This is a genomic window from Kitasatospora sp. NPDC004272 (genome assembly GCF_053603035.1).
On record NZ_JBSGET010000019.1, the window covers coordinates 1 to 25,831 of the forward strand.

The 25,831-nt window shown below is 69.0% G+C and carries 20 protein-coding genes; 14 read left to right on the plus strand and 6 right to left on the minus strand.

All coding sequences use genetic code 11. From position 1 onward, the window contains the following. The 6 genes from ACWEO5_RS08745 to ACWEO5_RS08770 all read left to right on the plus strand — a co-directional run. Positions 1 to 2,594, plus strand: a 2,594-nt coding sequence (locus tag ACWEO5_RS08745) for a SpoIIE family protein phosphatase (RefSeq protein ID WP_452161454.1), incomplete at its 5' end; no start/stop codon positions are given. 195 nt (positions 2,595 to 2,789) lie between these two features. Then, entirely contained in the window at positions 2,790 to 4,355 is a 1,566-nt protein-coding gene (locus ACWEO5_RS08750) for a recombinase family protein (RefSeq protein ID WP_452161456.1), read from the plus strand. Between the two features lie 824 nt (positions 4,356 to 5,179). Further along, a complete protein-coding gene (locus ACWEO5_RS08755; RefSeq protein WP_452161458.1) occupies positions 5,180 to 5,461 on the plus strand; it encodes a hypothetical protein in 282 nt (93 codons plus the stop codon). Positions 5,462 to 5,509: 48 nt separating this feature from the next. Beyond that, a complete protein-coding gene (locus ACWEO5_RS08760; RefSeq protein ID WP_452161460.1) occupies positions 5,510 to 6,415 on the plus strand; it encodes a phage major capsid protein in 906 nt (301 codons plus the stop codon). A gap of 399 nt (positions 6,416 to 6,814) precedes the next feature. Further along, entirely contained in the window at positions 6,815 to 7,546 is a 732-nt protein-coding gene (locus tag ACWEO5_RS08765; RefSeq protein WP_452161462.1) for an Lsr2 family DNA-binding protein, read from the plus strand. Positions 7,547 to 7,629: 83 nt separating this feature from the next. Then, complete coding sequence (locus ACWEO5_RS08770; protein WP_452161464.1) at positions 7,630 to 8,985, plus strand: DUF3987 domain-containing protein; 1,356 nt, start codon at positions 7,630 to 7,632, stop codon at positions 8,983 to 8,985. A gap of 59 nt (positions 8,986 to 9,044) precedes the next feature. Here the strand turns inward: ACWEO5_RS08770 and ACWEO5_RS08775 are convergent, their stop codons facing one another. From ACWEO5_RS08775 to ACWEO5_RS08795, 5 genes are all read right to left on the minus strand, one after another. After that, entirely contained in the window at positions 9,045 to 9,560 is a 516-nt protein-coding gene (locus ACWEO5_RS08775) for a hypothetical protein (RefSeq protein ID WP_452161466.1), read from the minus strand. A gap of 163 nt (positions 9,561 to 9,723) precedes the next feature. Then, positions 9,724 to 9,999: a hypothetical protein gene (locus ACWEO5_RS08780; protein WP_452161468.1), complete on the minus strand. Its 276-nt coding sequence runs from the start codon at positions 9,997 to 9,999 to the stop codon at positions 9,724 to 9,726. 141 nt (positions 10,000 to 10,140) lie between these two features. Further along, complete coding sequence (locus ACWEO5_RS08785) at positions 10,141 to 10,992, minus strand: helix-turn-helix domain-containing protein (protein WP_452161472.1); 852 nt, start codon at positions 10,990 to 10,992, stop codon at positions 10,141 to 10,143. 33 nt (positions 10,993 to 11,025) lie between these two features. Then, positions 11,026 to 11,571 (minus strand): DUF6879 family protein, encoded by a 546-nt coding sequence (locus ACWEO5_RS08790; protein ID WP_452161475.1) that lies wholly within the window; start codon positions 11,569 to 11,571, stop codon positions 11,026 to 11,028. Beyond that, entirely contained in the window at positions 11,528 to 11,806 is a 279-nt protein-coding gene (locus ACWEO5_RS08795; protein WP_452161477.1) for a hypothetical protein, read from the minus strand. The genes ACWEO5_RS08790 and ACWEO5_RS08795 overlap by 44 nt, the downstream gene beginning before the upstream one ends. 435 nt (positions 11,807 to 12,241) lie before the next feature. Between ACWEO5_RS08795 and ACWEO5_RS08800 the strand changes: the two genes are divergently transcribed. Further along, positions 12,242 to 14,704, plus strand: a complete 2,463-nt coding sequence (locus ACWEO5_RS08800) for a SpoIIE family protein phosphatase (RefSeq protein ID WP_452161479.1) — start codon at positions 12,242 to 12,244, stop codon at positions 14,702 to 14,704. A 3-nt stretch (positions 14,705 to 14,707) separates the two neighbouring features. Here ACWEO5_RS08800 and ACWEO5_RS08805 read toward each other — a convergent pair whose 3' ends face one another. Continuing rightward, positions 14,708 to 15,835 (minus strand): hypothetical protein, encoded by a 1,128-nt coding sequence (locus ACWEO5_RS08805; RefSeq protein ID WP_452161481.1) that lies wholly within the window; start codon positions 15,833 to 15,835, stop codon positions 14,708 to 14,710. A gap of 211 nt (positions 15,836 to 16,046) precedes the next feature. Here ACWEO5_RS08805 and typA point away from each other — a divergent pair, with 211 nt between their 5' ends. From typA to ACWEO5_RS08840, 7 genes are all read left to right on the plus strand, one after another. Next, entirely contained in the window at positions 16,047 to 17,951 is a 1,905-nt protein-coding gene (gene typA, locus ACWEO5_RS08810; RefSeq protein WP_452161483.1) for a translational GTPase TypA, read from the plus strand. Positions 17,952 to 18,308: 357 nt separating this feature from the next. Further along, the gene (locus tag ACWEO5_RS08815) at positions 18,309 to 19,943 is read left to right on the plus strand and encodes a peptide ABC transporter substrate-binding protein (protein WP_344552464.1); all 1,635 of its coding nucleotides are present in this window, start codon (positions 18,309 to 18,311) and stop codon (positions 19,941 to 19,943) included. A 141-nt stretch (positions 19,944 to 20,084) separates the two neighbouring features. Beyond that, positions 20,085 to 21,011 carry an ABC transporter permease gene (locus ACWEO5_RS08820; protein WP_452161485.1) on the plus strand — a complete coding sequence of 309 codons (927 nt, stop codon included), beginning with the start codon at positions 20,085 to 20,087 and terminating at the stop codon, positions 21,009 to 21,011. Further along, complete coding sequence (locus ACWEO5_RS08825; RefSeq protein WP_452161487.1) at positions 21,004 to 21,942, plus strand: ABC transporter permease; 939 nt, start codon at positions 21,004 to 21,006, stop codon at positions 21,940 to 21,942. The genes ACWEO5_RS08820 and ACWEO5_RS08825 overlap by 8 nt, the downstream gene beginning before the upstream one ends. A 17-nt stretch (positions 21,943 to 21,959) precedes the next feature. Next, positions 21,960 to 23,012 (plus strand): ABC transporter ATP-binding protein, encoded by a 1,053-nt coding sequence (locus ACWEO5_RS08830; RefSeq protein WP_452161489.1) that lies wholly within the window; start codon positions 21,960 to 21,962, stop codon positions 23,010 to 23,012. Next, on the plus strand, positions 23,005 to 24,021 hold the full coding sequence (locus ACWEO5_RS08835; RefSeq protein ID WP_344552471.1) for an ABC transporter ATP-binding protein: 1,017 nt from the start codon (positions 23,005 to 23,007) through the stop codon (positions 24,019 to 24,021). Before ACWEO5_RS08830 ends, ACWEO5_RS08835 begins: the two co-directional genes overlap by 8 nt. A 146-nt stretch (positions 24,022 to 24,167) precedes the next feature. Next, on the plus strand, positions 24,168 to 25,793 hold the full coding sequence (locus ACWEO5_RS08840; RefSeq protein WP_344552472.1) for a peptide ABC transporter substrate-binding protein: 1,626 nt from the start codon (positions 24,168 to 24,170) through the stop codon (positions 25,791 to 25,793). The last annotated feature ends 38 nt before the right edge of the window (positions 25,794 to 25,831 follow it).

The window sequence follows — 25,831 nt, forward strand, 5'->3', positions numbered from 1 at the left end:
CCGCCCCGGGCGGCGCGCCGACCTCCGCCCGCGGCCGTCCCGCCCGGGCCTTCCCCGGCACGACCGAGCAGCGCCCCGGCAGCCGCGCCGACGGCGGCCCCACCGCCCTGCACCCCAGCCGCCGCACCGAGGGCGGCAGCCTGCTGGACGTGGTCCGGGTGGCCATCGTCATCCTCGACACCTCGGGCCGGGTGGTGCTGTGGAGCCCCGCCGCCGAGGAGATGCTCGGCTGGCCCAGCGAGGTGCTGGTCGGCCGCGCCGTCGACGAGCTGATCCCCGACCCGGAGCAGGTGCGGCGCACCCGCGCCGCCCTCCAGGAGACGCTGCGCCGCGGCTCCTGGCACGGCTTCACCCAGATCTCCGACCGGGACGGCCTGCCGGTCGAGGTGGAGGCCCGGCTCTCGCTGCTGGTCGACGGCGACGGCGCCCCGTACGTGCAGGCCGCGCTCACCGAGGCCGCCGCGCTGCGCGCCGTCGAGCGGGACCTCGCGGTCCGCGACGCGCTGTTCGAGCAGTCCCCGCTCGGCATCGCCGTCCTGGACACCGACCTGCGCTACACCGCGGTCAACCGCACCCTGGCCGAGATGAACGGCCTGCCCGCCGAGGAGCACATCGGCCGCACCACCGGCGAGACGCTGCCCGAGCGCTCCGCCGACGAGATCACCGCCGTCCAGCGCCAGGTGCTCGCCACCGGGGAGCCGGTCATCGACGTCACGCTGGCCTCCCCGTCCACCGCCCGCTCCGGCTACCGGTCGATCTCCTACAGCCGGATGACCGACCGCTCCGGCCGGGTGCTGGGCATCTCCGGCACGGTGATGGACGTCACCGAGCGCTACCGGGCGGTCGCCAAGGTCGAGGGCGCCCGGCGCCGGCTGTCGCTGCTCAACGAGTTCGGCTCCCGGGTCGGCGACCTGCTGGACGCCTCGATGATCGCCCAGGAGCTGGCCGGCGCGGTCGTCCCGCGGCTCGCCGACTACGCCGGGGTGATCCTGCTGCAGGCCGTCGCGCACGGCGACGACCTGCCCCGGCACGGCCACGACCGGCACACCTCGCTGCTGCAGCTGGGCGTCGCCGCGATCCAGCAGGGCCCCGCGGTGGAGACCATGCTGCGGCACGGCGCCCGGATCACCTTCGACGAGGAGTCCGTCTTCGGCCGGGTCCTGCGCAGCGGCGTCCCCGAGCTGCTCTCCGGCGGCAACGACGCCGAGGAGCTGTCCTTCGCCGGCGACCCCAAGGTCGAGGCCGCCCGCGAGCTCGGCGTCCACTCCCGGCTGGTGGTCCCGCTGCGGGCCCGCGGCATCGTGATCGGCCTGCTGGTGGTCAGCCGGGCCGGCTACCGCGAGGGCTTCGACCGCGACGACCTCGCCTTCACCGTCGAGCTCGCCGACCGGGCCGGCAGCTCCCTCGACAACGCCCGGCTCTACGCCCGCGAGCGCACCGCCGCGCTCACCCTGCAGCGCACCCTGCTGCCCCAGCAGGTCCCGCAGCCCACCGGCGTCGAGGTCGCCTACCGGTACGTGCCCGGCTCCAGCGGCACCGAGGTCGGCGGCGACTGGTTCGACGTCATCCCGCTGCCCGGCGACCGCACCGCCCTGGTGGTCGGCGACGTGATGGGCCACGGCCTGCGGGCCGCCGCCACGATGGGGCGGCTGCGCACCGCCGTCCGGGTGCTGGCCGCCCTCGACCTGGCCCCCGAGGTCGTCCTGCGGCACGTCCACGAGCTCGCCGACGACCTCGCCCAGGGCCCCGACGAGGCGCTGCTCGCCACCTGCGTCTACGCGGTCTTCGACCCCGCCCGGCGCAGCCTGACCGTCACCAAGGCCGGCCACATCCCGCCGGTCCTGGTGGTGCCCGGCGCCGACGCCGAACCGGCCCGCTCCGGCGGCCCGCTGTCCGGCGGCGCCGGCCAGGTGCTCGACCTGCCCTCCGGGGCGCCGCTCGGCGTCGGCGGGGTGCCGTTCGAGTCCATCGAGATGCGGATCCCGGACGGCAGCCTGCTCGCCCTGTGCACCGACGGGCTGGTGGAGTCCCGGGACAAGGACCTGGACGTGGGACTGGGGAGGTTGATCAGCGTGCTCGAACAGCCGTACGCCTCGATCCAGCAGGCGTGCGAGGCCGTCCTCGACACCATGGAACAGGGCCGCGAGCCCGACGACGTGGCCCTGCTGCTGGCCCGGCTCGGCCAGGGCCGGGCCGACGTGCCCACCGCCGGCTGGACGCTGCCCGCCGAACCGACCGCGGTCTCCCGGGCCCGCCGACTGGTCCGCGGCACGCTCTCCGACTGGGGCGCCGAGGAGCTCACCGACACCGCGGAACTGCTGGTCAGCGAACTGGTCACCAACGCCGTCCGGTACGCCAGCGCCCCGATCGGCGTCCGGCTGACCCTCGGCGAACTGCTCCTGGTGGAGATCTCCGACCCGCTGCCCGACCCGCCCCGGGAGCGCCACGCCGGGGCCGGCGACGAGGGCGGGCGCGGCCTCGAACTGGTCCGCAGGCTCGCCCTGCGCTGGGGCACCAGGGCCGAAGGGCTGGGCAAAGTCGTCTGGTTCGAACTCGCGAACTCGGAGGTTCAACTACCCGATTCGATGTTGTGACGTTGAAGGGCGTGTGCGCCCGTGCCCGAATGATGAATACTCGGACATCGAATACTCGGTCTTCTCGACACCGGATGGGCGCGGGTTGGAGGGGTCGGTTAGGGTGGTTGCCCATCACCACCGGCCCCGGTCCCGACCGGCCGCGTAGCACCACCAGCTCGGACCGGTAGGGACCACCTACCTGGAGGCCGAGCAATGCGAGTTCTGCCGGTGAAGCGGATCAGCCGCGACACTGAGACGTCGTCCGCCCTGGAACGGCAGCACGCCGAGTTGAGCCGGGCGATCGTGACGGGCGGCCACACCCTGGTCGAGTGGGTGGAGGATGCGACCGTTTCGGGAGCGGTGAACCTCTGGGACCGGAAGTCCCTCGGCAAGTGGCTCAAGGAACCCCTGATCCACTCCTGGGACGCGCTCATGGTGACGGAACAGGACCGGATCAGCCGGAACGACCTGCACTGGTCGGCGTTCGTCGGATGGGTGCTGGAGCACGACAAGACCGTCATCATCCTGGACGATCCAGGGTTCGACCTCACCACCTCGCGGGGGCGCATGATGGCCAACGTCAAGGCCGGTCTGGCTTCCGACTACCGAGAGGCCGTCTCGAAGAAGCGCCGCAACCAGACGGAGCACTTCCGAGCCATGGGCTACTGGCCGGGCGGGGTCTGGCCCTTCGGGTACCGAGCCGTCCGCGTCGAGACGCCGGAAGGCTCCCGGTGGAAGCTCACGCCGGACCCAGTGACGTCCAAGCTGGTCCTGGAGGCGTACGACCGGATCGTCAGCCAGAAGTGGACCGTCTCCGCCGTCGTGCGGGACTGGAACCAGCGCAACGTCATGTCGGCCTCCGACTACCAGCGGCACTGCAATGCCGCCGAGGGCCGGGAAGGCGTCAAGACCGAACTGCGCAACAACCTCTGGAACCAGCAGAACCTCAAGGCGGCCCTGCGCAATCCGGTCCTGCTCGGGCACGCGGTTCACAAGGGACAGACGATCATGGGGCCGAACGGCATGCCGTCCCTGTGGGCGGACCCGGTTCTCACGGACTCCCAGTTCGAAGCCCTTCAGAAGGCGCTGGACAAGAGGAGCCGCAAGGTGACCACCAAGCGCACCTCGGCTCCTCTGCACGGCATCGTGTTCTGTGAGTGTGGGGGTGCCTACAACCGCAGTCAGGGGAAGACGCGCAACGGGAAGGCCCCGCTCTATTACCGGTGCCGTAAGTGCGACCGGAAGAACAGCTTCCCGGCCGAGTACTTCGAACGGGTGGTGTTCGTGCTCGTGATGGACAAGGTCGGGCATCTGGAGATCATGAACCGGACCTATGTGCCGGGTGTGGATCACACGGAGCAGATCAAGACCCTCCGCGAAGGCATCGAACGCCTGACCTGGGCCATCGCCGCTGCAACCTCCAAGGCCCAGGTTGAAGCGATCACCGCCACGATGGGGCAGCACTCGGAGACGCTGGCGAAGCTGGAGGCCGAGCCGGTGATTCCGGGGCGCTGGGAGGAGACCGGGACTGGCAAGAGCTTCATCGCATGGTTCGCTGCCAACCTGGACCCGACAGCCCGGGGTGACTTCCTCCGGAACCTGGGTGTCCGCATCACGATCAGTAAGGTGACTGAGCCTGTGGTCGGTCCCCTGGATTTCCTGGAGATCGACCCGAACGAAGTGGGAGTCACCATCCGTGCCGAGTGGCCGGAGGACCTGGCAGTGCGGATCTCCGGGGCCGTTGGGTCCTCGAAGGTGAGTACTGACAGCCAATCATGATTAGTAAGTGACAGGTAACTTCACATGCAGGGGCCCCCGAGTCACCTCGGGGGCTTTCTGTTTGTTTGGAAGGGTTACCAAGGCGCGCAGTACCTGCGTATGCGTCGGCAGCTGAGCCGGGGTCACTACCTCTCCCCATGAACCCTGAAGCCGCCCCTTTGAAGGGCGGGCACAGATCCTCTCCAGAACTGGTCTCGGCCGCTTTGCGGGCGGCCGGAACAGGAGTCTCGTGGGGGGCATATACAACCCCCCACATAAAAGATGTATGTGTCACTCGGTCAGAAATTGGATGCCTCGACCGAAAGAGAGGCCCACCTCACACTTCCCTGTCGGCCCGTCCGTTCAAGGCCCCGCCGACACATACATCCATAGTGAGAGTTAGTTAGTCGCCCTCTGCCCCGGCCTCGCAGCTTGCCGGGGTTCATTTACTTCTACCGGAGGTCCACCCTGACCGAGAACAAGACTGAAGCCACGGGCCAGGGAGCCGCTGAGGCACCACAGGCTCCCGATCTGACCGAGGCCATCCGAGAGGAAGTTCGTCGTGAGTTCGCCGTTCGACTGGCCCAGGCCGAGGTGAGGCTTCAGGCAGCCCAGGCGGGCGTAGAGATTCCGGCTGGCCTGATGGATCTCATTGACCCGTCGAAGCTCCTTGGAGAGGGCGGCCAGCCCTTTCAGGAGGCCATTGACGTTCTCCTGTCCGCAGCTCGCGCTAGCAGCGAACCGGAGTTCGCCCAGCTCGTAGGCGCTGGCCGCCATCGCGGTGGTTTCCCCTCTCGTCCTCCTGTCTCCCTCGACGCCCGCATGCGCTGAAAGGAATGCACATCATGACCGATACCGCGAACAACGCCGAGGCGATGCGTGCCGAACTTTTCCGGTCCTACGCCATCAAGCTGGCCATCATTGAGATCCGGACTGCGGCCGAGCTGCTCGGCACTCGCGTTCCGGACAAGTACCTTCAGTACCTCGATTATTCGAAGATTTGCAACGCAGACGGAACGGTCCGGGCCGATGTCGTGGCCAAGGTCGTTGAGATTTTCGCCCCACCCAAGGAGCCTAAGTACGCCCAGGGCCTCGGCCTGGGCCGCCAGGGCGGATTCGCCTACTAGCACATGAAGCCCCATTGCACCCGCAACCGATAAGCAGAAAGAGGCCCTATGACCTACACTTACCAGAGCCCCGGCACTACAACCTTCATTCCCGAAATCTGGGATTCCGCACTTATCGAACAGTTCGATCCTCTGCTCGTATGGGCATCGGATATCGTCGCCAACCGGAAGTACGAGGGGGAGATCAAGAAGCAGGGCGACACTGTTCACATAAACAGCCTGTCGACCCCGACCGTTGGCGACTACAAGCTGCCGGACGGCATGACGGCCCAGCGCCCGGAGACGGTCGAGCAGAAGCTCGAAATCACCGAAGCGAAATATCTACAGCTGTTGGTGGAAGACATTGAGCGCATTCAGGTGGCCGGGGCCATGGACACCCCGATCAACCGGCAGATGGTGCGCGCCCTGGCCCGGGAGGCTGACACCTTCATGAGCCGCGTCATCGCCTCCGCCGCCACTCCCATGCCCAATGTCAAGGTCACTGCCGGGAGCGCCCCTCAGGCGCTCTACAGCACCGTTCTGGACATGATGCTGGCCCTGGACGACCACGACATCCCTGACGGCCGATACGTGGTCGTCTCGCCCCGCGTGAAGCGGTACCTGGTCGAGCATCCCGCCATTGCAAACGCCGGGGCCTACGGTCAGGCCGGGGCAACTGCGAACGGCGTCGTAGCGCGCCTGGCGGGATTCACGGTCCTGTCCACCACGGCCATGCCCCAGGGCGCAGACATCGTGGCCGGGCACTCCGAGTTCGCCACGTTCGCCTCGCAACTGAACGGATTCCGCCAGGGAATCAGCGAGAAGTACCGGGCCAATTTCATCGACACGCTTCACCTCTACGGTGGAAAGGTCGTTAGGTACCCTGGCCTGGACACCGCCAAGCCGGACCGAACGTACGACGAGACCGTTCCCAGCAAGGGGATCTTCAAGGCCGCCGTCGAGTGGCCTGCCTGACAGTAGGAACGAATATGGGCCCCGCCACTCGGCGGGGCCCTTTTTTTATTTGCACCCCGGCAGTCTCGGCCTCGGCAGCCTCCAACCGGCTGGCCAGTAGTAGAAGGGAGGCCCTACGCGCGTCATGAACTTGTGAAAATTTGAAACCCGTACACGGTGCGAGGAAGGCACCCCCGGTGGGTCCTGACAGGGAATTACCAATCATTACCCCCAGTTACATTTATCATGTAGTTACCTAGAAGAAATGCAGTCGTGATGACACCCATGGCTCTCGGGCGGGTTTTGGATGGGATGATCTAGGTGTTCGCCGGTCGGGCCGGTGGGCGCGAATCGCAGCCGTAAGTAGCAAGGCTCCGGCTGAACCACTGGAACTCACTCCTCTAAGGAACGAAGAAACCCATGCGCACGACTGTGATGGTGCCTGTTGAGCGTGTCTTCTGCGATGCGCACATAGCTCGGGATGGCAGCAAAGTGGCAGCAGTGGAGTCCCTGACTCTCGCCGGTCGCGCATGGGACCTGTGCACAGAACACGCCGCTGTCTTCAGCCGGTACCTGTTGGATGCCCTCGGCGCACCGGCCGAGCACGGCACCGTTGCTGGGGAGCCAGAGGCCGCTGACACCGTTGTAGTGCAGGACGACCAGGACGACAGCGAAGAGGACATGGCCGAGGCCGAGCCGGAGGACCGACCCACTGTGCTGGTGTCCGGGGAGATCCCTGGTTACGAGTGGGACGACGCCAGGGAGGCGGTCCGCAACCTGGGCTATGAGGTGGTGGGGCGTGCCGATGCCAGTACCGTCCTGATCATCTGCGGTGAGGGTGCGGAGCGGGCAACGAAGAAGCTGCAAGACGCAGTTGAGTTCGGCATCCCCTGCTTCGACGCGACCCGGCCCGGGGCGTTCCGTGACGCCGTGTGCGCCGGAGAGTTCAAGGGCGGTGACCCGCTTCCCGAGCCGGTTCGCAAGGACGCTCAGGCCATCCGGTCGGAGCGTTCTACGCCCAAGTCCGAGGCCCAGGCCATCCGGGAGTGGGCGGCTGCTCAGGGCCTCACCGTGAGCGCCAAGGGCCCCATCTCCGGGTCAGTTCGGCACGCCTATCGCGTAGCGACCAGGGACGACCAGCAGGCCGCCTGAAAGCCGCTCAAGACCTCGCATGTAACCAGGGTGGCCGCGATCAGGGCGGCCCCCTGTCTCAACCAAGCCCAGGAGACAGGCAGTTGAACGAGATCACGTTGTACGGCCCCATCGGACAGGCCGTACAGGAGGTCAGCCCGTACGTGGAGTGCGACCCGATCGGCGTCTACGTGGCAGCGCTGAGCATGTGGTCAGCGGCCATCGGACAGAAGGTCACCGTGTCCAGCCGGGGCAACTCCCGTCCCGCCCTGGTGTGGTCGGCCCTGGTGGGCGGTACGGGCAAGGGCAAGGGCACCGCGCTGCGGGCCGCTCAGCACATCGTGCGCCCGGCCATCGGCCGGTTCCTGGAGGTCAACACCACCTCCGGCATCACCTCCGGCGCGTCCCTGGTCAACTACCTGGCCGAACAGGCCGAGGCCACCGATGAGACCGAGGCCGGACGGGACGTGCGGGCCCTGGTCATCGAAGAGGAGTGGTCCGAAGTGCTGCGCCGAGTGAGGCGTGACCCGTCGTTTACGGCCAAGCTGCGGAGTGCCTGGGACGGTGCCGCGCTCCGCAACACCACGAAGGAGGGGGCTCAGGCCGTCGAAGACCCTGCCGTCGTGATGCACACCCACATCACCCCCTCCGACTGGACCAAGTACGTCGGCGCGACGGAAGCCGCCGGAGGCTCCTACAACCGGATCATGCCCTTCACCCTGCGGTCGGTGCCGATGCTGGACGACGACAGCGCCACCCTCCCCGAGGTGGACGGCTGGGACCTCGCCGACGCCTACGCCTGGGCCACCGCCCGCGACCGGGTGACCCACCTCGCCGACGACGCCCAGCAGCTATGGAAGACCATCCGCCGCTACGCCCGGATCATCTCCGAGACGCTCCCCGAAACCCAGGCCGTCTACGTCGAGCGCACCGCCGAGCAGACCATCCGGGTGGCGGCCTGTCTCGCAGCCTCCGAACAGTCCGAGAGCATCACCCACGCCCGGCTGTCCGCCGCGTTCTCCCTGGTACGCCACAGCGTCCGCTGCGCGGTCGAGATCACCGGCGGCGCGGAGAGTGCCAAGCCCGCCCGCCGGGTACCGACCCTGGCAGAGAAGGTCCGGGCCCGCATCGAGATGCATGGCGGCCGGGCACGGTCCTCCGAACTGCTGCCGTTCGTCGGCGCCACCGCCGAAGAGGTCAAAGCACTGCCCGGAGTGCGAGTCGTACTCGACCGCTCCGGCCTCGGCCGACCCGCCACCGTCTACACCCTCACCGACGACGCTTCCCGTCCCGCTCCGCCCAGCCGACCGCGAACCCGGCACGACCACGACCGGCCTGCCACGGTCGTCCGCATCGACACCTACCGCCCGGCCACACCTGCGAACCCGATGCCCGTCCCTGCGCCCTCGGTGCGTCCGCAGCCGTCCGCGACAGCGAACCCGTTCCTCTCCCTGCTCTGACGTTCGAAGCAAAGAAGCCCCGGCCCATGGGCCGGGGCTTCTTTCGTTGGTTCCACCGACTACGCGTCGCACGGCACAGTCCCGGCTTCGAACTTCCCCGCCCTGATCGCGGCCTTCAACGCCTCCCACTCCGCCGTGGACAGCACCACCACCTCGCTCGGACGCCCAGCGGCCCGGATCGCCACGCAGCCCGGCACGTTGACCGCCATCTCCGGCCCGCCATGCACCTCCAACCCGTCGAACCGGAAGACGCGCAGCGGCGGGAGGTCCTTAAGCGGCAACGCTTCGCGCACAGCTGGGCGGACGGCCGGAACGGGGCGAGGCTTCGGGGTCAGGTCGAACTCGCACCAGACGTGGTCCCGGCCGCCCCGCCGCCGGTGGCCGTACCGGTCGCCCTCCGTCAGCGCCTCCGCGACGGCCTGGTGGTCCGCTCCGCTCTCGGGCACTTCCAGGTTCAGCCGGATGCCTTCCGCCAGTCCGACGATCATCACTTCGCCACCGGACGCCCCGGCCAACCGGGAAGCGACCTCGAACGCCCGCTCCTGCATCCGACGTTCAGCAGCCCCGTCGGCCACCGTTCAACCCCCGCACAGGGCAGCCAGCAGAACGGCGACCAGCACCACCGTTGCCGCCACCGACACGCCCCACACCGTCCCCGCGTCGAGCAGGCCCGCCCCGGACGCGCGGCCCCGTACGGCCCCGCCGCTTCCGTCCTCCCGCCAGAGGCCGGCCGGAACCTCACCCACGGTCGCCCCGGGGCAAGTACAGGTCGAAGGCCAGCAACGGCACGTCCTCGGCCCGCGGCTTCTCGCCGTTCTGCGCCCTGATCCTGGTCACGCTCGCCGCGTACGCCCGACGCGTGTCCGCCTGCATCAGCCACAGACGCCCGTGATAGGCGTCCTGGAACGTCAGAAGCACCAGTCGGCCGGATTCATCCGGTAGGCAGCAGAACTCGCCCAGGAACAGGTCCCTGAGGACATACGACCCGGCTGCCTTCACCACCTCGTACCGCATGACCCGACCAGCCGAACGGACCGAAGGACCCTCTACTCCGACAGACATGACCGACTCCCGCCGTCTGCTCCTAATCAATGATTCGAAGGTAGGAAGCGCGGACAGATGGGCTCAAGAAAGTTGCGAGTAGTTGCGGCCGGATCAGCCCAGCGCCTCTATGGCCGCCGTGATCAGAGCGCGGGCTTCACGGCCGTAGACCGCGTGTGCCTGCAAGTCCGTGAACGTCCGCACGTATTCGTGTACCTCGGAGGGGGTCGTCACGTTCACGGCTGCGGTGACCAGTTCGACCTGTACCCGTCGGTCGTCGTAGACCCGGAAGGACTCAACGGGCCACATGCTGCGCTCGGCGGTGAACGGGATGATCCCCAGGCTGACGCGGGGAAGGGAGATGACGGCCAGCAGGTGCCCGAGTTGGCCTGCCATGGCTTCCGTGTCTCCGAGCCGGTAGCGCAGCACGGACTCCTCGACGACGAACGCGAAGCGGTGATCGCCGGTGTGGATCACCTGCGCCCGCTCCATCTTGGTGGCGATGGCCCGTTCCATGTCGTCAGGTGTCCGACTCGCGTCGGCGAAACGGGACATGATCGCTGTCGCGTAGGGGGCCGTCTGGAGAACCCCGGGGATCACGTCCGAGGTGTAGAAGCGGAACGCTCTGGTCTCCTCGTACAGCTTTGCGTACGAGTGCTGGAGGTTGCGGAGGCCGGCAGTGCGAAGCCTCCTCCACTCCACGTACATGGACTCGACGGCTCTGGACGCGGAGATCAGGTCGTCCACCTGATCGGCGGCACCGCACGCGGCGCACCATGCCCTGATATCGGCTTCGGAGGGCGCGGCTTGCCCGTCCTGGATGCGCGAGGTCTTGGAAGGGTGCCAACCGCACCGGACAGACAGCTCGCGTCCGTTGATCCCCGCGTCCTTCCGGATGCCCTTGAGTCGATCCGCGAGCGCCTTCCGAGCTGCCTGGGCGCTGGTGGACGGGGGTGATGGAGACATGAACTGGCTGTCCGGTGTTCGTAGTTGCGTGGGTCAGACGTGGTACTGGTCGTGCGGGATGGCGCGGTCCCAAACTGCTTCGAAGGCGTCCGTGCACAGTTTGGCGACAGCGGGTTCGGTCCGGAGTTCCTTCGGAGGGTCGGCCCAATCCCCGTCACCGGTGAAGTGGTTGAAGACGACCGTCTCTCCGTCGAAGACCCAGAAGTCGTTGCCCGGAAGAGCCAGATCCGATGCCGAACGCCTCGGCAGCCAACGAACCTGCTCGCCGGACGCGAGGTTGACCACGGTGCCGCCGTGCTCGTAGCGGATGTACTCGGTCACGGGCTCCGACACGATCCGGGCCCGGCGGATCACCACGCCACGGTCAACGGTCGCCCGGATCTGCTCGACCCAGGGCCGCCAGTAGTCCGAGTTCGGGTCGTTGTCCCGCTCGCCCGTCTGCTGCCAGCGGCGGAAGCCGGACGACTCGCCGCCGACGTTGTAGGAGTCCCGCATCTCCAAGTGCACGGCCGACCGCTGAGCGGCGGCCAGCAGGTCATCGAAGCTCGGTACCACCGGCTGCCCTGCGTTCTGCGACATCGCACGCCTTTCTAATGATCGACACCATGCGTGCCGGAATCCGGATGACCGACTCGTGGTCGGGAATCCCCACGGAGTGGCCGGGGCTCCAACTCCGGCCGCCCACCTCGGCCGCCAAGAGCGCGTCCGCCGTCTCGCCCTGGAGGATGAGGTCAGCCGTTCCCTCCTCGACCCACACCGTAGGAGAGCCGTCCTTCTCCGTGTTGGGATCGATTCCGATGAACTCTAGGCTCACAACTACCTCCCGTGTCGAGCCTGTTGCGGGTGCTTGCGCGGGGCACCACTACCCATCGGCAAGCGGTGCAACACACCGCAACCAGTGCTGTCATGAACGCCAGGGCGGGGCAAGCTGCTTCACGGGGCCTTCGACGGTCAGACGTCCGCAATTGGGCGCACGTTCGTACGACTCCAGAAGTGCACGGCAAGGGAGGGTCACGGCTTTGAGTCGGCGGGCCTACTCCCTCCCATTGATCAGGTGCGCCCAGTAGCATCGCGCACAGGGCGATCGGCGAAGGTGGTGGCCAACGGTGGCACAGCAGCATCGGCGCGGCACGGTGGAGCCGGTAGAGCGGGTGGTAACCTGCTGGGCAAAGACGATTTTCGACGGGTCGGTCCGTTGAACAGCTTCCCGGCACGGAACGTGACGCACGGCAGCGGCAGTCATGCCGCGGTGCCGGAGCAGCCGGGTGCCCCGACGACCCCCGTGCCGCTGCCGCTCGGCTGGGGCCAGGGCTCCTCGGGCACCATCTACGACTACATCAGGGTCGCGACCTTCGCGATCGGCCCGGACGGGCGGATCGCGCAGTGGAGCGACCGGGCCGCCGAGTTCTTCGGCGTCCCCGCCGCCGAGGCGGTCGGCGCCGACCCGATCACCGCGTTCATCCCGCGCGAGCTGTGGCAGCGCGGCCGCGCCCGGCTGGAGCGCATCCTGTCCGGCGAGGAGTGGGTCGGCACCGCCCCCTACCGGGACCAGGCCGGCGCCGAGAGCCTCGCCGAGGTCTACGCGATGCCCGCCAGCGCCGACGGCTCCGCCACCTGCCTGGCCGTCGACCTCGGTCGGCTGCGCGCCATCGAGACCGACCTGGCCGCCTCCGAGGCGGTCATCGGCCAGACCCCCACCGGGTTCTTCCTGTTCGACACCGACCTCAAGCTGCAGCGGGTCAACGCCGCCTTCGCGGCCGGCGTCGGCCGCAGCCCCGCCGCCCTGCAGGGCCTCGCCCCCGGCGACGTGTTCCGCCCCTCCGACGCGGACCGGCTGCTGCTCGCCCTGCGCAAGGTCCTCACCGGCCAGGAGCCCGTCCTCGACCTGCGGCTGTCCGGCCCGGTCCGGGCCGCCCGCCCCAGCGCCGGCCGCGACGAGGACCAGCGCACCTGGGCCGTCTCGCTGTACCGGCTCACCGCCGCCGGCGGCCGCCCGATCGGCGTGGCCGGCCAGGTCCAGGACGTCACCAGCCGGCACATCGCCGAGCGCGAGGCGGCCGGCGTGCGCCGCAGCCTCGCCCTGCTGAACGAGGCGTCCACCCACATCGGCTCCACCCTCGACCTGGAGACCACCGCCAAGGAACTGCTCGACGTGATCGTCCCGCAGTTCTGCGACGTCGCCACCGTCGACCTGTACACCGCGCTGCTCACCGGCGACTCCGCCCCGCTCAGCGCCAACCCGGAGAGCGGCGAACTGCGCCGGGTCGCCGTCTCCAGCGTGGTCGGCAACGCCCCGTCCGTGCTCGGCAGCGAGCGCGGCGGCGTCCGGGTCGCCGAGGCCGGCGGCACGCTCTGCTACCCGCCGCGCTCCCCGCACGCCCGCGCCCTGCGCACCGGCCGCAGCGTCGTCCCGCAGCCCGGGCCCGACCCGCTGCTGCGCTCCACCCTGGTAGTGCCGCTGGTCGCCCGCGACCAGGTGCTCGGCCTGGTCCAGCTCTCCCGGGCGATCGGCAGCGAGCCGTTCGACGCCCGCGAGGTGGCGATCGCCGAGGAGCTGGTCGCCCGCGCCGCCGTCTGCGTCGACAACGCCCGGCTCTACCGCCGCGAGCACGAGCGCGCGCTGATCCTCCAGCGCAGCCTGCTGCCCCCCGGCAACCCGGCCGCCTCCGGCCTGGAGATCGCCCGCCGCTACCTGCCCAGCAACAACAACACCGAGGTCGGCGGCGACTGGTTCGACGTCATCCCGCTGCCCGGCAGCCGCACCGCCCTGGTGATCGGCGACGTGATGGGCCGCGGCCTGCGCGCCGCCGTCGCGATGGGCCAACTCCGCACCGCCGTACGCACCCTGGCGATGCTCGACCTCGACCCCGAAGAGGTGCTCTCCGCCCTCGACGAGATCGCCCGCGGCCTCGGCAACGACGAGGACCCGGACCGCTCCAGCGCCGAGGTCTACCTCGCCACCTGCGTCTACGCCGTCTACGACGCCGTCAAGCAGCGCTGCACCTTCGCCAACGCCGGCCACCTCCCGCCGGTCCTGCTCGCCCCCGGCCAGGGCGCCCGCACCATCACCGTGCCGCCCGGCCTGCCGCTCGGCGTCGGCGGCGAGCCGTTCGAGGAGGTCACCGTCGACCTGCCGGAGGGCGCCGTGCTGGCCCTCTACACCGACGGCCTGGTGGAGTCCCGCAAGCACCAGCTCGACGAGGGCATCGACGCCTTCCGGGCCGCCCTGGCCGCCGGGTCGGAGCAGATCGAGGAACTCTGCGACCAGGTGCTGGACGAGCTCAACCCGCACCACGGCGAGGACGACATCGCCCTGCTGATGGCCAAGGTCAAGGCCCTGCCCAAGGGCTCGGTCGGCGACTGGCGGTTCCCCTCCGAGCCGACCTCGGTCGCCAAGGCCCGCGAGGCCGCCTGCGGCTGGCTGCTGGAACGCGGCCTGGACGAACTGGTCGACACCTCCGAGCTGCTGGTCAGCGAGCTGGTCACCAACGCGCTGCGGCACGGCCGCGGCGAGATCCGGCTGCGCCTGCTGCGCGACAAGACCATGGTCTGCGAGGTCTGGGACGACGCCTACGCCCAGCCCCGCCAGCGCCGCGCCCAGGAGACCGACGAGGGCGGCCGCGGCCTCCAGCTGGTCTCCCTGCTGGCCGAGCGCTGGGGCAGCCGCCGCACCCCCAAGGGCAAGATCGTCTGGTTCGAGCTGGCGCTCTAGGCCCTAGTCCAGCACGACGGCCGCGGCCCGGCGCTCCACCAGGGCGATCCGGGCCAGGCCGGGGTACAGGTGCCGGGCCCGGTCCAGCGCCCGCACGGCCTGCTCGGGGCGGCCGACGGCGAACAGCGCCGCCGCCAGTGAGCACTCGGCACCGGCCGCCGACAGCGGGTCCACCTGCATCCGCAGCGCCCGGTCGGCCGCCTTCACGGCCGCCTCCCGCTCCCCGCGCAGCCGCAGCAGGTCGGCCCGCACCGGGGTCCGCAGCGCGCGGCCCTCGAACACCGCGTCCAGCGCCGCCAGCCGCAGCAGGTACTCGGCGGGCGGCAGCAGCCCGGCGTCCGCCGCGCACACCAGCGCCTCGGCGTGCGCCAGCCCGCCGACCCAGTCCAGGTGGGCGACCGGCGCGGCGGGCGCGATCCGCCCGGCCCGCTCCAGGGCGGCCTCCCAGGCGCCGACCGCCAGCAGCGCCCGGACCCGGAACACGCCGCCGTTCAGGCCGCCGTCCTCCGGTTCGGCGGCCAGCGCGGCCACCGCGTCGGCGGGCCGCCCGCCCAGCAGTGCCGGGGCGGCCGCCAGCAGCCCCGGGGAGGCGTACGCCTCGGCCAGCGCGGCGGGGGAGGCGGTGGGCAGCCGGAACACCACCCAGCCCGGGCAGCCCGGGAAGCGGCTCTGCAGGACCAGCTCCATCAGGGTCAGCGCCGCCGCCATCAGGCCGAACAGCTGCCAGCCGCCCCGGGTCGCCACCAGCAGCCACCCGCCGAGCAGCACCGCCGGGAGGCACGCGGCCGTCACCGCCGCCCAGGTCCGCCCGCGCGGCCCCGGGACGAGCAGGCGCGAGCAGGTGAGCACCGGCAGCGGCACCGATCGCAGCACCAGCGGGACGCCGCCCGGCCGCCGGACCCCGGTCGCCCGGCCCACGCCCAGCGCGTACCCGATCGGGACCAGCCCGGCGGGGCGGGCGAGCAGGGTCAGCGCGGACTGGGTCAGCAGGCTGCCGGCGATCAGGCCGCCGTAGGTCGCGGGCAGCGCGACGTACAGCGGCGGGTACTCGAATCCGGACAGCAGCATGGCGCCGACCAGGGACACGAGGAAGGTCACCAGGAGGATCGAGGACCGGGTCTTCTTCTTCACCGGCGTAGCTTCCCGGTCCTTGGTGCGTACGGGAAGGAGCGAGACCCACTTGTGATCTCCACCGCCCCGCAGCCGCCCGTTTCGGCTCCATTGGGCCCTTCCCCGTACGATGGGGAGAAGCCGGGGCATGTGCCGTGCCCGGTGGGTGGACCGGTGAATGCTGACGCGGGCCGGGCACCGTGACCCACGATTCCGGGAGAATCAGCGCCGCATGCCCACGCGCAACGACATTCGTAACGTCGCCATCGTCGCCCACGTCGACCACGGCAAGACCACCCTGGTCGACGCCATGCTCAAGCAGGCCGGTGCCTTCGCCGCCCACCAGCAGCTCGACGACCGGATGATGGACTCGAACGACCTGGAGCGCGAGAAGGGCATCACCATTCTCGCGAAGAACACCGCGGTCAAGTACCACCCCAAGGACGGTGGCGCGCCGATCACCATCAACATCATCGACACCCCCGGCCACGCCGACTTCGGTGGTGAGGTCGAGCGCGGCCTGTCGATGGTGGACGCGGTCGTCCTGCTGGTCGACGCCTCCGAGGGCCCGCTGCCGCAGACCCGCTTCGTGCTCCGCAAGGCGCTCTCGGCCCGGCTGCCCGTCATCCTGTGCATCAACAAGACCGACCGTCCGGACGCCCGGATCGACGAGGTCATCAACGAGACCTACGACCTGTTCCTGGACCTGGACGCGGACGAGGACCAGATCGAGTTCCCGATCGTCTTCGCCTGCGCCCGCGACGGCGTCGCCTCGCTGACCAAGCCCGAGAACGGCACCGTGCCGGCCGACTCCGAGAACCTGGAGCCGTTCTTCTCCACCATCCTGGAGCACGTCCCGGCCCCGGTCTACGACGAGGACGCCCCGCTGCAGGCGCACGTCACCAACCTGGACGCCGACAACTTCCTCGGCCGCATCGCCCTCCTCCGGGTCGAGCAGGGCGAGCTGCGCAAGGGCCAGACGGTGGCCTGGATCAAGCGCGACGGCTCGATCCAGAACGTCCGGATCTCCGAGCTGCTGATGACCGAGGCGCTCACCCGCAAGCCCGCCGAGGTGGCCGGCCCCGGTGACATCTGCGCCGTCGCCGGCATCGGCGACATCATGATCGGCGAGACCCTCGCCGACACCGAGAACCCGATCGCGCTGCCGCTGATCACCGTCGACGAGCCGGCGATCTCGATGACCATCGGCACCAACACCTCGCCGCTGGTCGGCAAGGGCGGCTCCGGCAAGGGCGCCGACGCCAAGTCCACCAACAAGGTGGACCGCAAGGTGACGGCCCGCCAGGTGAAGGACCGCCTGGACCGCGAGCTGATCGGCAACGTCTCGCTGCGCGTGCTGGAGACCGAGCGCCCGGACGCCTGGGAGGTGCAGGGCCGCGGCGAGCTGGCGCTGGCCATCCTGATCGAGACCATGCGCCGCGAGGGCTTCGAGCTGACCGTCGGCAAGCCGCAGGTGGTCACCCGCGAGGTCAACGGCAAGACCCACGAGCCGGTCGAGCGCCTCACCGTGGACGTCCCCGAGGAGCACATGGGCGCCGTCACGCAGCTCATGGGCATCCGCAAGGGCCGGATGGACAACATGTCCAACCACGGCTCGGGCTGGGTCCGGATGGAGTTCGTGGTGCCGTCCCGCGGCCTGATCGGCTTCCGCACCGAGTTCCTCACCAACACCCGCGGCACCGGCATCGCGCACTCGATCCACGAGGGCTACGAGCCGTGGTTCGGCACCCTGACCACCCGCAACAACGGCTCCCTGGTCGCCGACCGCTCCGGCGTGGTCACCGCCTTCGCGATGACCAACCTGCAGGAGCGCGGCGTGCTGTTCACCGACCCCGGCACCGAGGTGTACGAGGGCATGATCGTCGGCGAGAACTCCCGCTCCGACGACATGGACGTGAACATCACCAAGGAGAAGAAGCTCACCAACATGCGTTCCTCGAACGCCGACGTGGCGGAGTCCATCGTGCCGCCGCGCAAGCTCTCGCTGGAGCAGTCGCTGGAGTTCTGCCGCGAGGACGAGTGCATCGAGGTGACCCCGGAGACCGTGCGCATCCGCAAGGTCGTCCTGGACGCCAAGGAGCGCGGCCGCACCGCCTCGCGCGCCAAGAAGGGCTGACGCCCGGGGGTGGCACCCCCCTGTCCGGCCGACCGGTCGGCGTCCTCGCGGACGCCGGCCGGTCGTGTTTTTGGTGACGGTGCGTCACCTGTCCGCGAGCGCGAGCGGTTCGTTAATCGGACGTCACGGATCGTCATGCGTGACAACTGTCCGTTTCGCCCATGTCTGCGTATGTCTTGAATGTCCGTTTTCCGGGATTCATCCACCGTTCATGTGACCAAATTGAAATCCGTATTGGTCAGTTCCGTATCCGGGAGTGACCGATAGTGGGTGCAGTCGAGCTCGGGTCGAGGCTCCTGCGCAGGGGTGCGCGCCAGGCCGCGAGTGATCTGCAACACGATTTCAGGAGGACACCCAATGCGTGGTGCCAGCCAGGCCAAGTGGGTTGTCGCAGCCGTCGCGGTCGCCCTCGCCGCTACCGCTTGCGGCAGTGGCGGTAGCTCTTCCGGCGGCAGCTCCAACGGCGCCGCCAACGCTCAGGGCACGTTCAGCTACCAGAGCAGCGAGCCGCAGAACCCGCTCCAGCCGGCGAACGCCATGGAGGTCGGCGGCGGCCGCATCGTCAAGGCCCTGTTCAAGGGCCTGGTGGACTACGACCCCAGCACCGGTGCGCTCCGCAACCAGGTGGCCGACAAGATCGAGACCACCGACGCGCAGAACTACACCGTCACCCTGAAGTCGGGCTGGACCTTCCACGACGGCACTCCGGTGACCGCGAAGTCCTTCGTGGACGCCTGGAACTGGTCGGCCAACACCAAGAACAACCAGATCAACTCCGACTGGTTCTCCGACATCCAGGGCTTCGCCGACGTCCACCCGGACGAGGGCGACCCGACCGCCGAGACCATGTCCGGCCTGAAGGTCGTCGACGACACCCACTTCACCATCGCGCTGACCGGCCCGGTCTCGTACTTCGAGTACAAGCTCGGCTACACCGCCTTCTCGCCGCTGCCCGAGGTCTTCTACAGCGACCCGACGAAGTACGGCCAGTCCCCGATCGGCAACGGCCCCTACAAGTTCGTCTCGTGGGAGCACAACAAGGCCGTCACCGTCGCCGCCTACGACAAGTACGCGGGCGTCGACAAGCCGAAGAACGGCGGCATCGTCTTCAAGAACTACTCGCAGGCCGAGGGCGCCTACAAGGACCTGGTCTCCGACAACCTGGACGTGCTGGACCAGGTCGACCCGAGCGACCTGGCCTCGTACAAGACCGACCTGGGCGACCGCGCCGTCGACCAGGCCCAGGGCGCCATCCAGTCGATCTCCTTCTCGCTGTACGCGGACGACTGGAAGCCGGAGAACCTGGCCAAGGTCCGCCAGGGCCTGTCGATGGCGATCGACCGCGACACCATCACCAAGACGGTGCTCAACGGCTCCCGCCAGCCCGCCAACTCCTGGGTCGCCCCGGGCGCCATGGGCTACAAGGACAACACCTGCGGCGAGTACTGCACGTACAACCCGGAGAAGGCCAAGCAGCTGATCACCGAGGGCGGCGGCGTCCCCGGCAACAAGATCACCGTGCTGTACAACGCCGACGGCGGCCACAAGGAGTGGGTGGACGCGGTCTGCAACTCCATCCGCCAGGCCACCGGCGTCGAGTGCGTCGGCGACCCGAAGCCGGACTTCAAGTCCTCGCGCGACCTGATCAAGAACAAGAAGGTCGACGGTCTGATGCGCACCGGCTGGGTGCAGGACTACCCGCTGAACGCCAACTACCTGCGCGACGTGTTCGGCACCGGCGCCGCGGCCAACGACGCGGGCTACTCCAGCCCGGCGTTCGACCAGCTGGCCGCCGAGGCGGACAAGGCCACCTCGGTGGAGAAGACCGCCGAGCTGTACCAGCAGGCCGAGGCCCAGCTGGCCAAGGACATGCCGGCCATCCCGCTCTGGTACTACAAGACCACCGCCGGTTACTCGAACAACGTGCAGAACGTGAAGTACGACTCGTTCGGTGACCCGGTCTTCACCCAGGTCGAGGTCAAGCAGAAGTAACCGAGCCGGCACCGCACGGCTCGAACAGACACGGCCGGTGCCGTGCACCGCCCCACCGGGCGGCCCGGCACCGGCCGTTGTCACGTCCAGAACTCTGACACCGGGACTGACGGCACGTCAGAGCAGTCAATTGGAGGCACGATGGGGCGCTACGTCGCGAGGCGACTGCTCCAGATGATCCCGGTGTTCCTGGGCACGGTCACGATCATCTTCTTCATGACCCGCATGCTGCCCGGTGACCCCGCGGCCGCGATGTGGGGCGACAAGGCCGCCGACCCGGCCCAGCTCGCCGCGTTCAAGCACGACATGGGACTCGACGTCTCCAAGTGGCAGCAGTACCTCGACTACATGGGGAACCTGTTCACCGGCGACTTCGGCAAGACCATGAACGGCCGCCAGGTCATCGACGTGATCGGTGAGGCCCTCCCGGTCACCATCCGGCTCGCGCTGCTGGCCTTCGTCTTCGAGCTGGTCATCGGCATCGGCATCGGCCTGTTCGCCGGGCTGCGCCGTGGCAAGGCGTTCGACAAGTCGACGCTGGTCCTGACCCTGCTGCTGATCTCGATCCCGGTCCCGGTGCTCGGCTTCATCTTCCAGAACGTCTTCGCGATCCAGCTCGGCTGGGTCACCCCGACGGTGCAGAGCTCCACCAACCTGGGCCAGCTGATCCTGCCCGCCGTCGTGCTCGGCTCGATCTCGCTCGCGTACGTCGCCCGCCTCACCCGGACCTCCATCGCGGAGAACCTGAAGGCCGACTACATGCGCACCGCGGTCGCCAAGGGCCTGCCCAAGCGCAAGGTGATCGGCACCCACCTGCTGCGCAACTCGATGATCCCGGTGGTCACCTTCCTGGGCACCGACCTGGGCGCCCTGATGGGCGGCGCGATCGTCACCGAGGGCATCTTCAACGTCCAGGGCGTCGGTAACGCGCTGTACCACGCCATCGGCCGCAGCGAGGGTGCGACCGTCTCCGGCTTCGTCGTGGTGCTGGTGCTGGTCTTCCTCTTCGCCAGCCTGCTCGTCGACCTGCTCTACGCGGTCCTGGACCCGAGGATCCGGTATGCCTGACCTGATCGAGAAGAACGCCGAGATCCCCGCGCAGCGGGGCGGCGCCACCGCCGAGGCGAAGGCCGAGAAGCCCCGCAGCCTCGGCCTGGACGCCTGGCACGACCTGCGCAAGCGCCCGGTCTTCATCATCTCCGCGGTGCTGATCGTGCTGCTGGTGCTGTTCGCGATCGCCCCCGGCCTGTTCACCTCGGTGGACCCGCGGGCCGGCGACCTGAGCAAGCACTACCTGAGCAAGCCGAACTACCTGCACTTCTTCCAGGCGGACTGGTTCGGCTACGACGGCCAGGGCCGCTCCATCTACGCCCGGATGATCTACGGCGCCCGCGCCTCGATGGTCGTCGGCATCTGCGTCACCGCCGGTGTCACGATCGTCGGCGGCCTGCTGGGCATGGCGGCCGGCTACTACGGCGGCTGGGTCGACACGATCATCTCCCGCTTCACCGACATGGTGTTCGGCATCCCGCTGCTGCTCGGCGCGCTGGTCATCCTGAACGCCTTCTCGGTCCGCACGGTCTGGTCGGTGGTGTTCGCGCTGGTCGTGCTCGGCTGGACCCAGATGACCCGCGTGATGCGCGGCTCGGTGATCACGGTCAAGCAGTCCGACTACGTGACCGCGGCCAAGGCGCTCGGCGCCGGCACCGGCCGGATCATGTTCAAGCACATCCTGCCGAACGCGGTGGCCCCGGTGATCGTGGTCGCCACCATCGCGCTGGGCGGCTACATCGCCGCCGAGGCCACGCTGAGCTTTCTCGGCATCGGCCTGCAGGACCCGACCATCTCCTGGGGCATCGACATCAACTCGGCCCAGAAGGTGATCCGCCAGGCGCCGTTCGTGCTGTTCTTCCCGGCCGGCATGCTCTCCGTCACCGTGCTGGCGTTCATCATGCTCGGCGACGCGGTCCGCGACGCCCTCGACCCGAAGCTGCGCTGAGAGAGGCGGCCCGCACCATGACCACCGCACCCGAGAAGACCACTGCCGCCAAGGACCGTCCGGCCCCCGGCACCCCGCTGCTCGAAGTCCGCGACCTGCACGTCGAGTTCAAGACCCGGGACGGCGTCGCCAAGGCCGTCAACGGCGTCAACTACTCGGTCGCCGCCGGTGAGACGCTGGCCGTGCTCGGCGAGTCCGGCTCCGGCAAGTCCGTCACCGCGCAGACCATCATGGGCATCCTCGACATGCCGCCCGGCCGGATCACCTCCGGGGAGATCCTGTTCCGCGGCCAGGACATGCTGAAGATGTCCAACGAGGAGCGCCGGAAGATCCGCGGCCGCAAGATCGCGATGATCTTCCAGGACGCGCTGTCCTCGCTCAACCCGGTGCTCTCCGTCGGCTACCAGCTCGGCGAGATGTTCCGCGTGCACGAGGGCGCCTCCAAGAAGGAGGCCAAGGCCAAGGCCATCGAGCTGATGGACCGGGTCCGGATCCCCGCCGCCGCCCAGCGCGTCGGCGACTACCCGCACCAGTTCTCCGGCGGCATGCGCCAGCGCATCATGATCGCGATGGCGCTGGCCCTGGAGCCCGACCTGATCATCGCGGACGAGCCCACCACCGCGCTGGACGTCACCGTCCAGGCCCAGGTGATGGACCTGCTCGCCGAGCTCCAGGCCGAGTACCACATGGGCCTGATCCTGATCACCCACGACCTCGGCGTGGTCGCCGACGTCGCGGACAAGATCGCCGTCATGTACGCGGGCCGGATCGTCGAGACCGCCCCCGTCCACGACCTGTACGCCAAGCCCGCCCACCCCTACACCGAGGGCCTGCTCCGGTCGATCCCGCGACTGGACCAGAAGGGCGAGGAGCTGTACGCGATCAAGGGCCTGCCGCCCAACCTCTACAAGGTCCCGGCCGGCTGCGCGTTCAACCCGCGCTGCGACGCCGCCACCGACCTGTGCCGCACCGAGAGCCCGGCCCTGTACCAGGTCACCGACCGGGACGGCGCCGAGATCGCCGGGCGCGCGAGCGCCTGCCACTTCTGGAAGGAGACCCTCCATGGCTGAGCCCATCCTGGAGGTCCGCGACCTGGTCAAGCACTACCCGCTGACCCAGGGCGTCCTGTTCAAGAAGCAGGTCGGCGCGGTCAAGGCCGTCGACGGCATCTCCTTCACCCTGCACAAGGGCGAGACGCTCGGCATCGTCGGCGAGTCCGGCTGCGGCAAGTCCACCCTCGCCAAGGTCCTGATGAACCTGGAGCGGGCGACCGCCGGCCAGGTCCTCTACAAGGGCGAGGACATCTCCCGGCTGTCCGGCGCGGCCCTCAAGGCCGTCCGCCGCAACATCCAGATGGTGTTCCAGGACCCGTACACCTCGCTGAACCCGCGGATGACGGTCGGCGACATCATCGGCGAGACCTTCGAGATCCACCCCGAGGTCGCGCCCAAGGGCGACCGGCGCAAGGCCGTGCAGGACCTGCTGGACGTGGTGGGCCTGAACCCGGAGTACATCAACCGGTACCCGCACCAGTTCTCCGGCGGCCAGCGCCAGCGGATCGGCATCGCCCGCGGCCTGGCGCTCAAGCCGGAGATCATCATCTGCGACGAGCCGGTCTCCGCGCTCGACGTGTCGGTGCAGGCCCAGGTGATCAACCTGCTGGAGCAGCTGCAGCAGGACTTCGAGCTCTCCTACATGTTCATCGCCCACGACCTCTCGATCGTCCGGCACATCTCCGACCGGGTCGGCGTGATGTACCTCGGCAAGATGGTCGAGATCGGCACCGACCTGGAGATCTACGACCACGCCACCCACCCGTACACCCAGGCGCTGCTGTCCGCGGTGCCGGTGCCGGACCCGAGCGACCGGGAGAACCGCGAGCGGATCATCCTCTCCGGCGACATCCCCTCGCCGGCCAACCCGCCCTCCGGGTGCCGCTTCCGCACCCGCTGCTGGAAGGCCGAGGAGCGCTGCTCCACCGAGCTCCCGCTGCTGGCCGTCCCCGAGCTGCTCGCCGGCGGCGCCAGGCACGAGTCGGCCTGCCACTTCGCGGCCGAGCGGGAGGCCGCGGCCGCGTAACAGCCGCACCGCACGGACGCGGAGGGGGCACCGGGAGACACTCCCGGTGCCCCCTCCCCGTTCGGCCCTACTGCGGTCGCGCCGCAACTGCCCGGCCCTTCTCATGAGGTGAGATGCGTCTCATACACCCCTGAGGAGGAAGCTCCATGCCTGCAGGCACCCGCGTGCGCTGGGCTGTTGTCAGTGCGACGTCCGTGGCCCTGGTGGCCACGGGTTGCGGCAGCAGCGGCGGCGGCTCCGGTGGCGGTTCGTCGGACACCAGCAAGACCTTCACCTACCAGAGCAGCGAGCCGCAGAACCCGCTGCAGCCGGCCAACGCCAACGAGACCGGTGGCGGACGCATCGTGCAGAACCTGTTCAAGGGCCTGGCCGACTACGACCCCTCCAACGGCAAGCTGCGGATGCAGGTCGCGGACTCGATCGACACCAGCGACTCGCAGACCTACAACGTCACGCTGAAGTCCGGCTGGACGTTCCACGACGGCACGCCGGTGACCGCGCAGAGCTTCGTGGACGCCTGGAACTGGGCGGCCAACGTCAACAACAACCAGATCAACAGCTCCTGGTTCGGTGACATCGAGGGCTACAAGGACCTCCACCCGGAGAGCGGCTCGCCGAGCACCGACAAGATGTCCGGCCTGACCGTCCAGGACGACACGCACTTCACCATCAAGCTGTACAACAAGGTCTCGTACTTCCCGTACAAGCTGGGGTACGTGGCCTTCTCGCCGCTCCCGGAGGGGTTCTTCAAGGACCCGGCGGGCTACGGGCAGAAGCCGGTGGGCAACGGGCCGTACGAGTTCGTCAGCTGGGACCACAACTCGCAGGTGGTCACCAAGACGTTCGCCAACTACCAGGGCGTGGACAAGCCGAAGAACGGCGGCGTCGTCTTCAAGATGTACACCACCGCCGAGGCCGCCTACGCGGACCTGCAGTCGAACAACCTGGACGTGATCGACCAGGTGCCGCCGTCGGCGCTGGCGAACTACAAGAACGACCTGGGCGACCGGGCGATCGACGCCCCGCAGGGCGCGATCCAGAACATCGGCTTCACCCTCTACCAGGCCGACTGGCAGGGCCAGGACAAGGCCAAGGTCCGACAGGGCCTGTCGATGGCGATCGACCGCGACACCATCACCAAGACGGTGCTGCAGGGTTCGCGCAAGTCCGCCACCGCCTGGGTCGCCGAGGGCGTCGAGGGCTACAAGTCCGGTACCTGCGGGGACTTCTGCACGTACGACGCGGACAAGGCGAAGCAGCTGATCCAGGAGGGCGGCGGCGTCCCCGGCAACGCGATCAAGATCACGTACAACGCGGACGGCGGCCACAAGGAGTGGGTGGACGCGGTCTGCAACTCCATCCGGCAGGCCACCGGGGTGAACTGCAGCGGCGACCCGAAGACCGACTTCAAGACCGCCCGCGCGGCGATCACCGGCCACCAGATCAACGGCCTGTTCCGCACCGGCTGGGTGCAGGACTACCCGCTGAACGCCAACTTCCTGGCGGACGTCTACCGCACCGGCGCGGCCTCGAACGACACCGGCTACTCCAGCCCGGAGTTCGACAAGCTCGCCACCGAGGCCGACCAGGCCGCCTCGATCCAGGACACCGCGACCGGCTACCAGAAGGCCGAGGAGCAGCTGGCGATCGACATGCCGGCCATCCCGCTCTGGTACTACCGGACCAACTCCGGATTCTCCACCAACGTCCAGAACGTCACGTTCGACTCCTTCGGCAACCCGGCCTGGACCCAGGTCGAGGTCAAGGGCTGACCGTGCCCGGCGCCGGCCCCGTCCTCCCCGCACGGAGG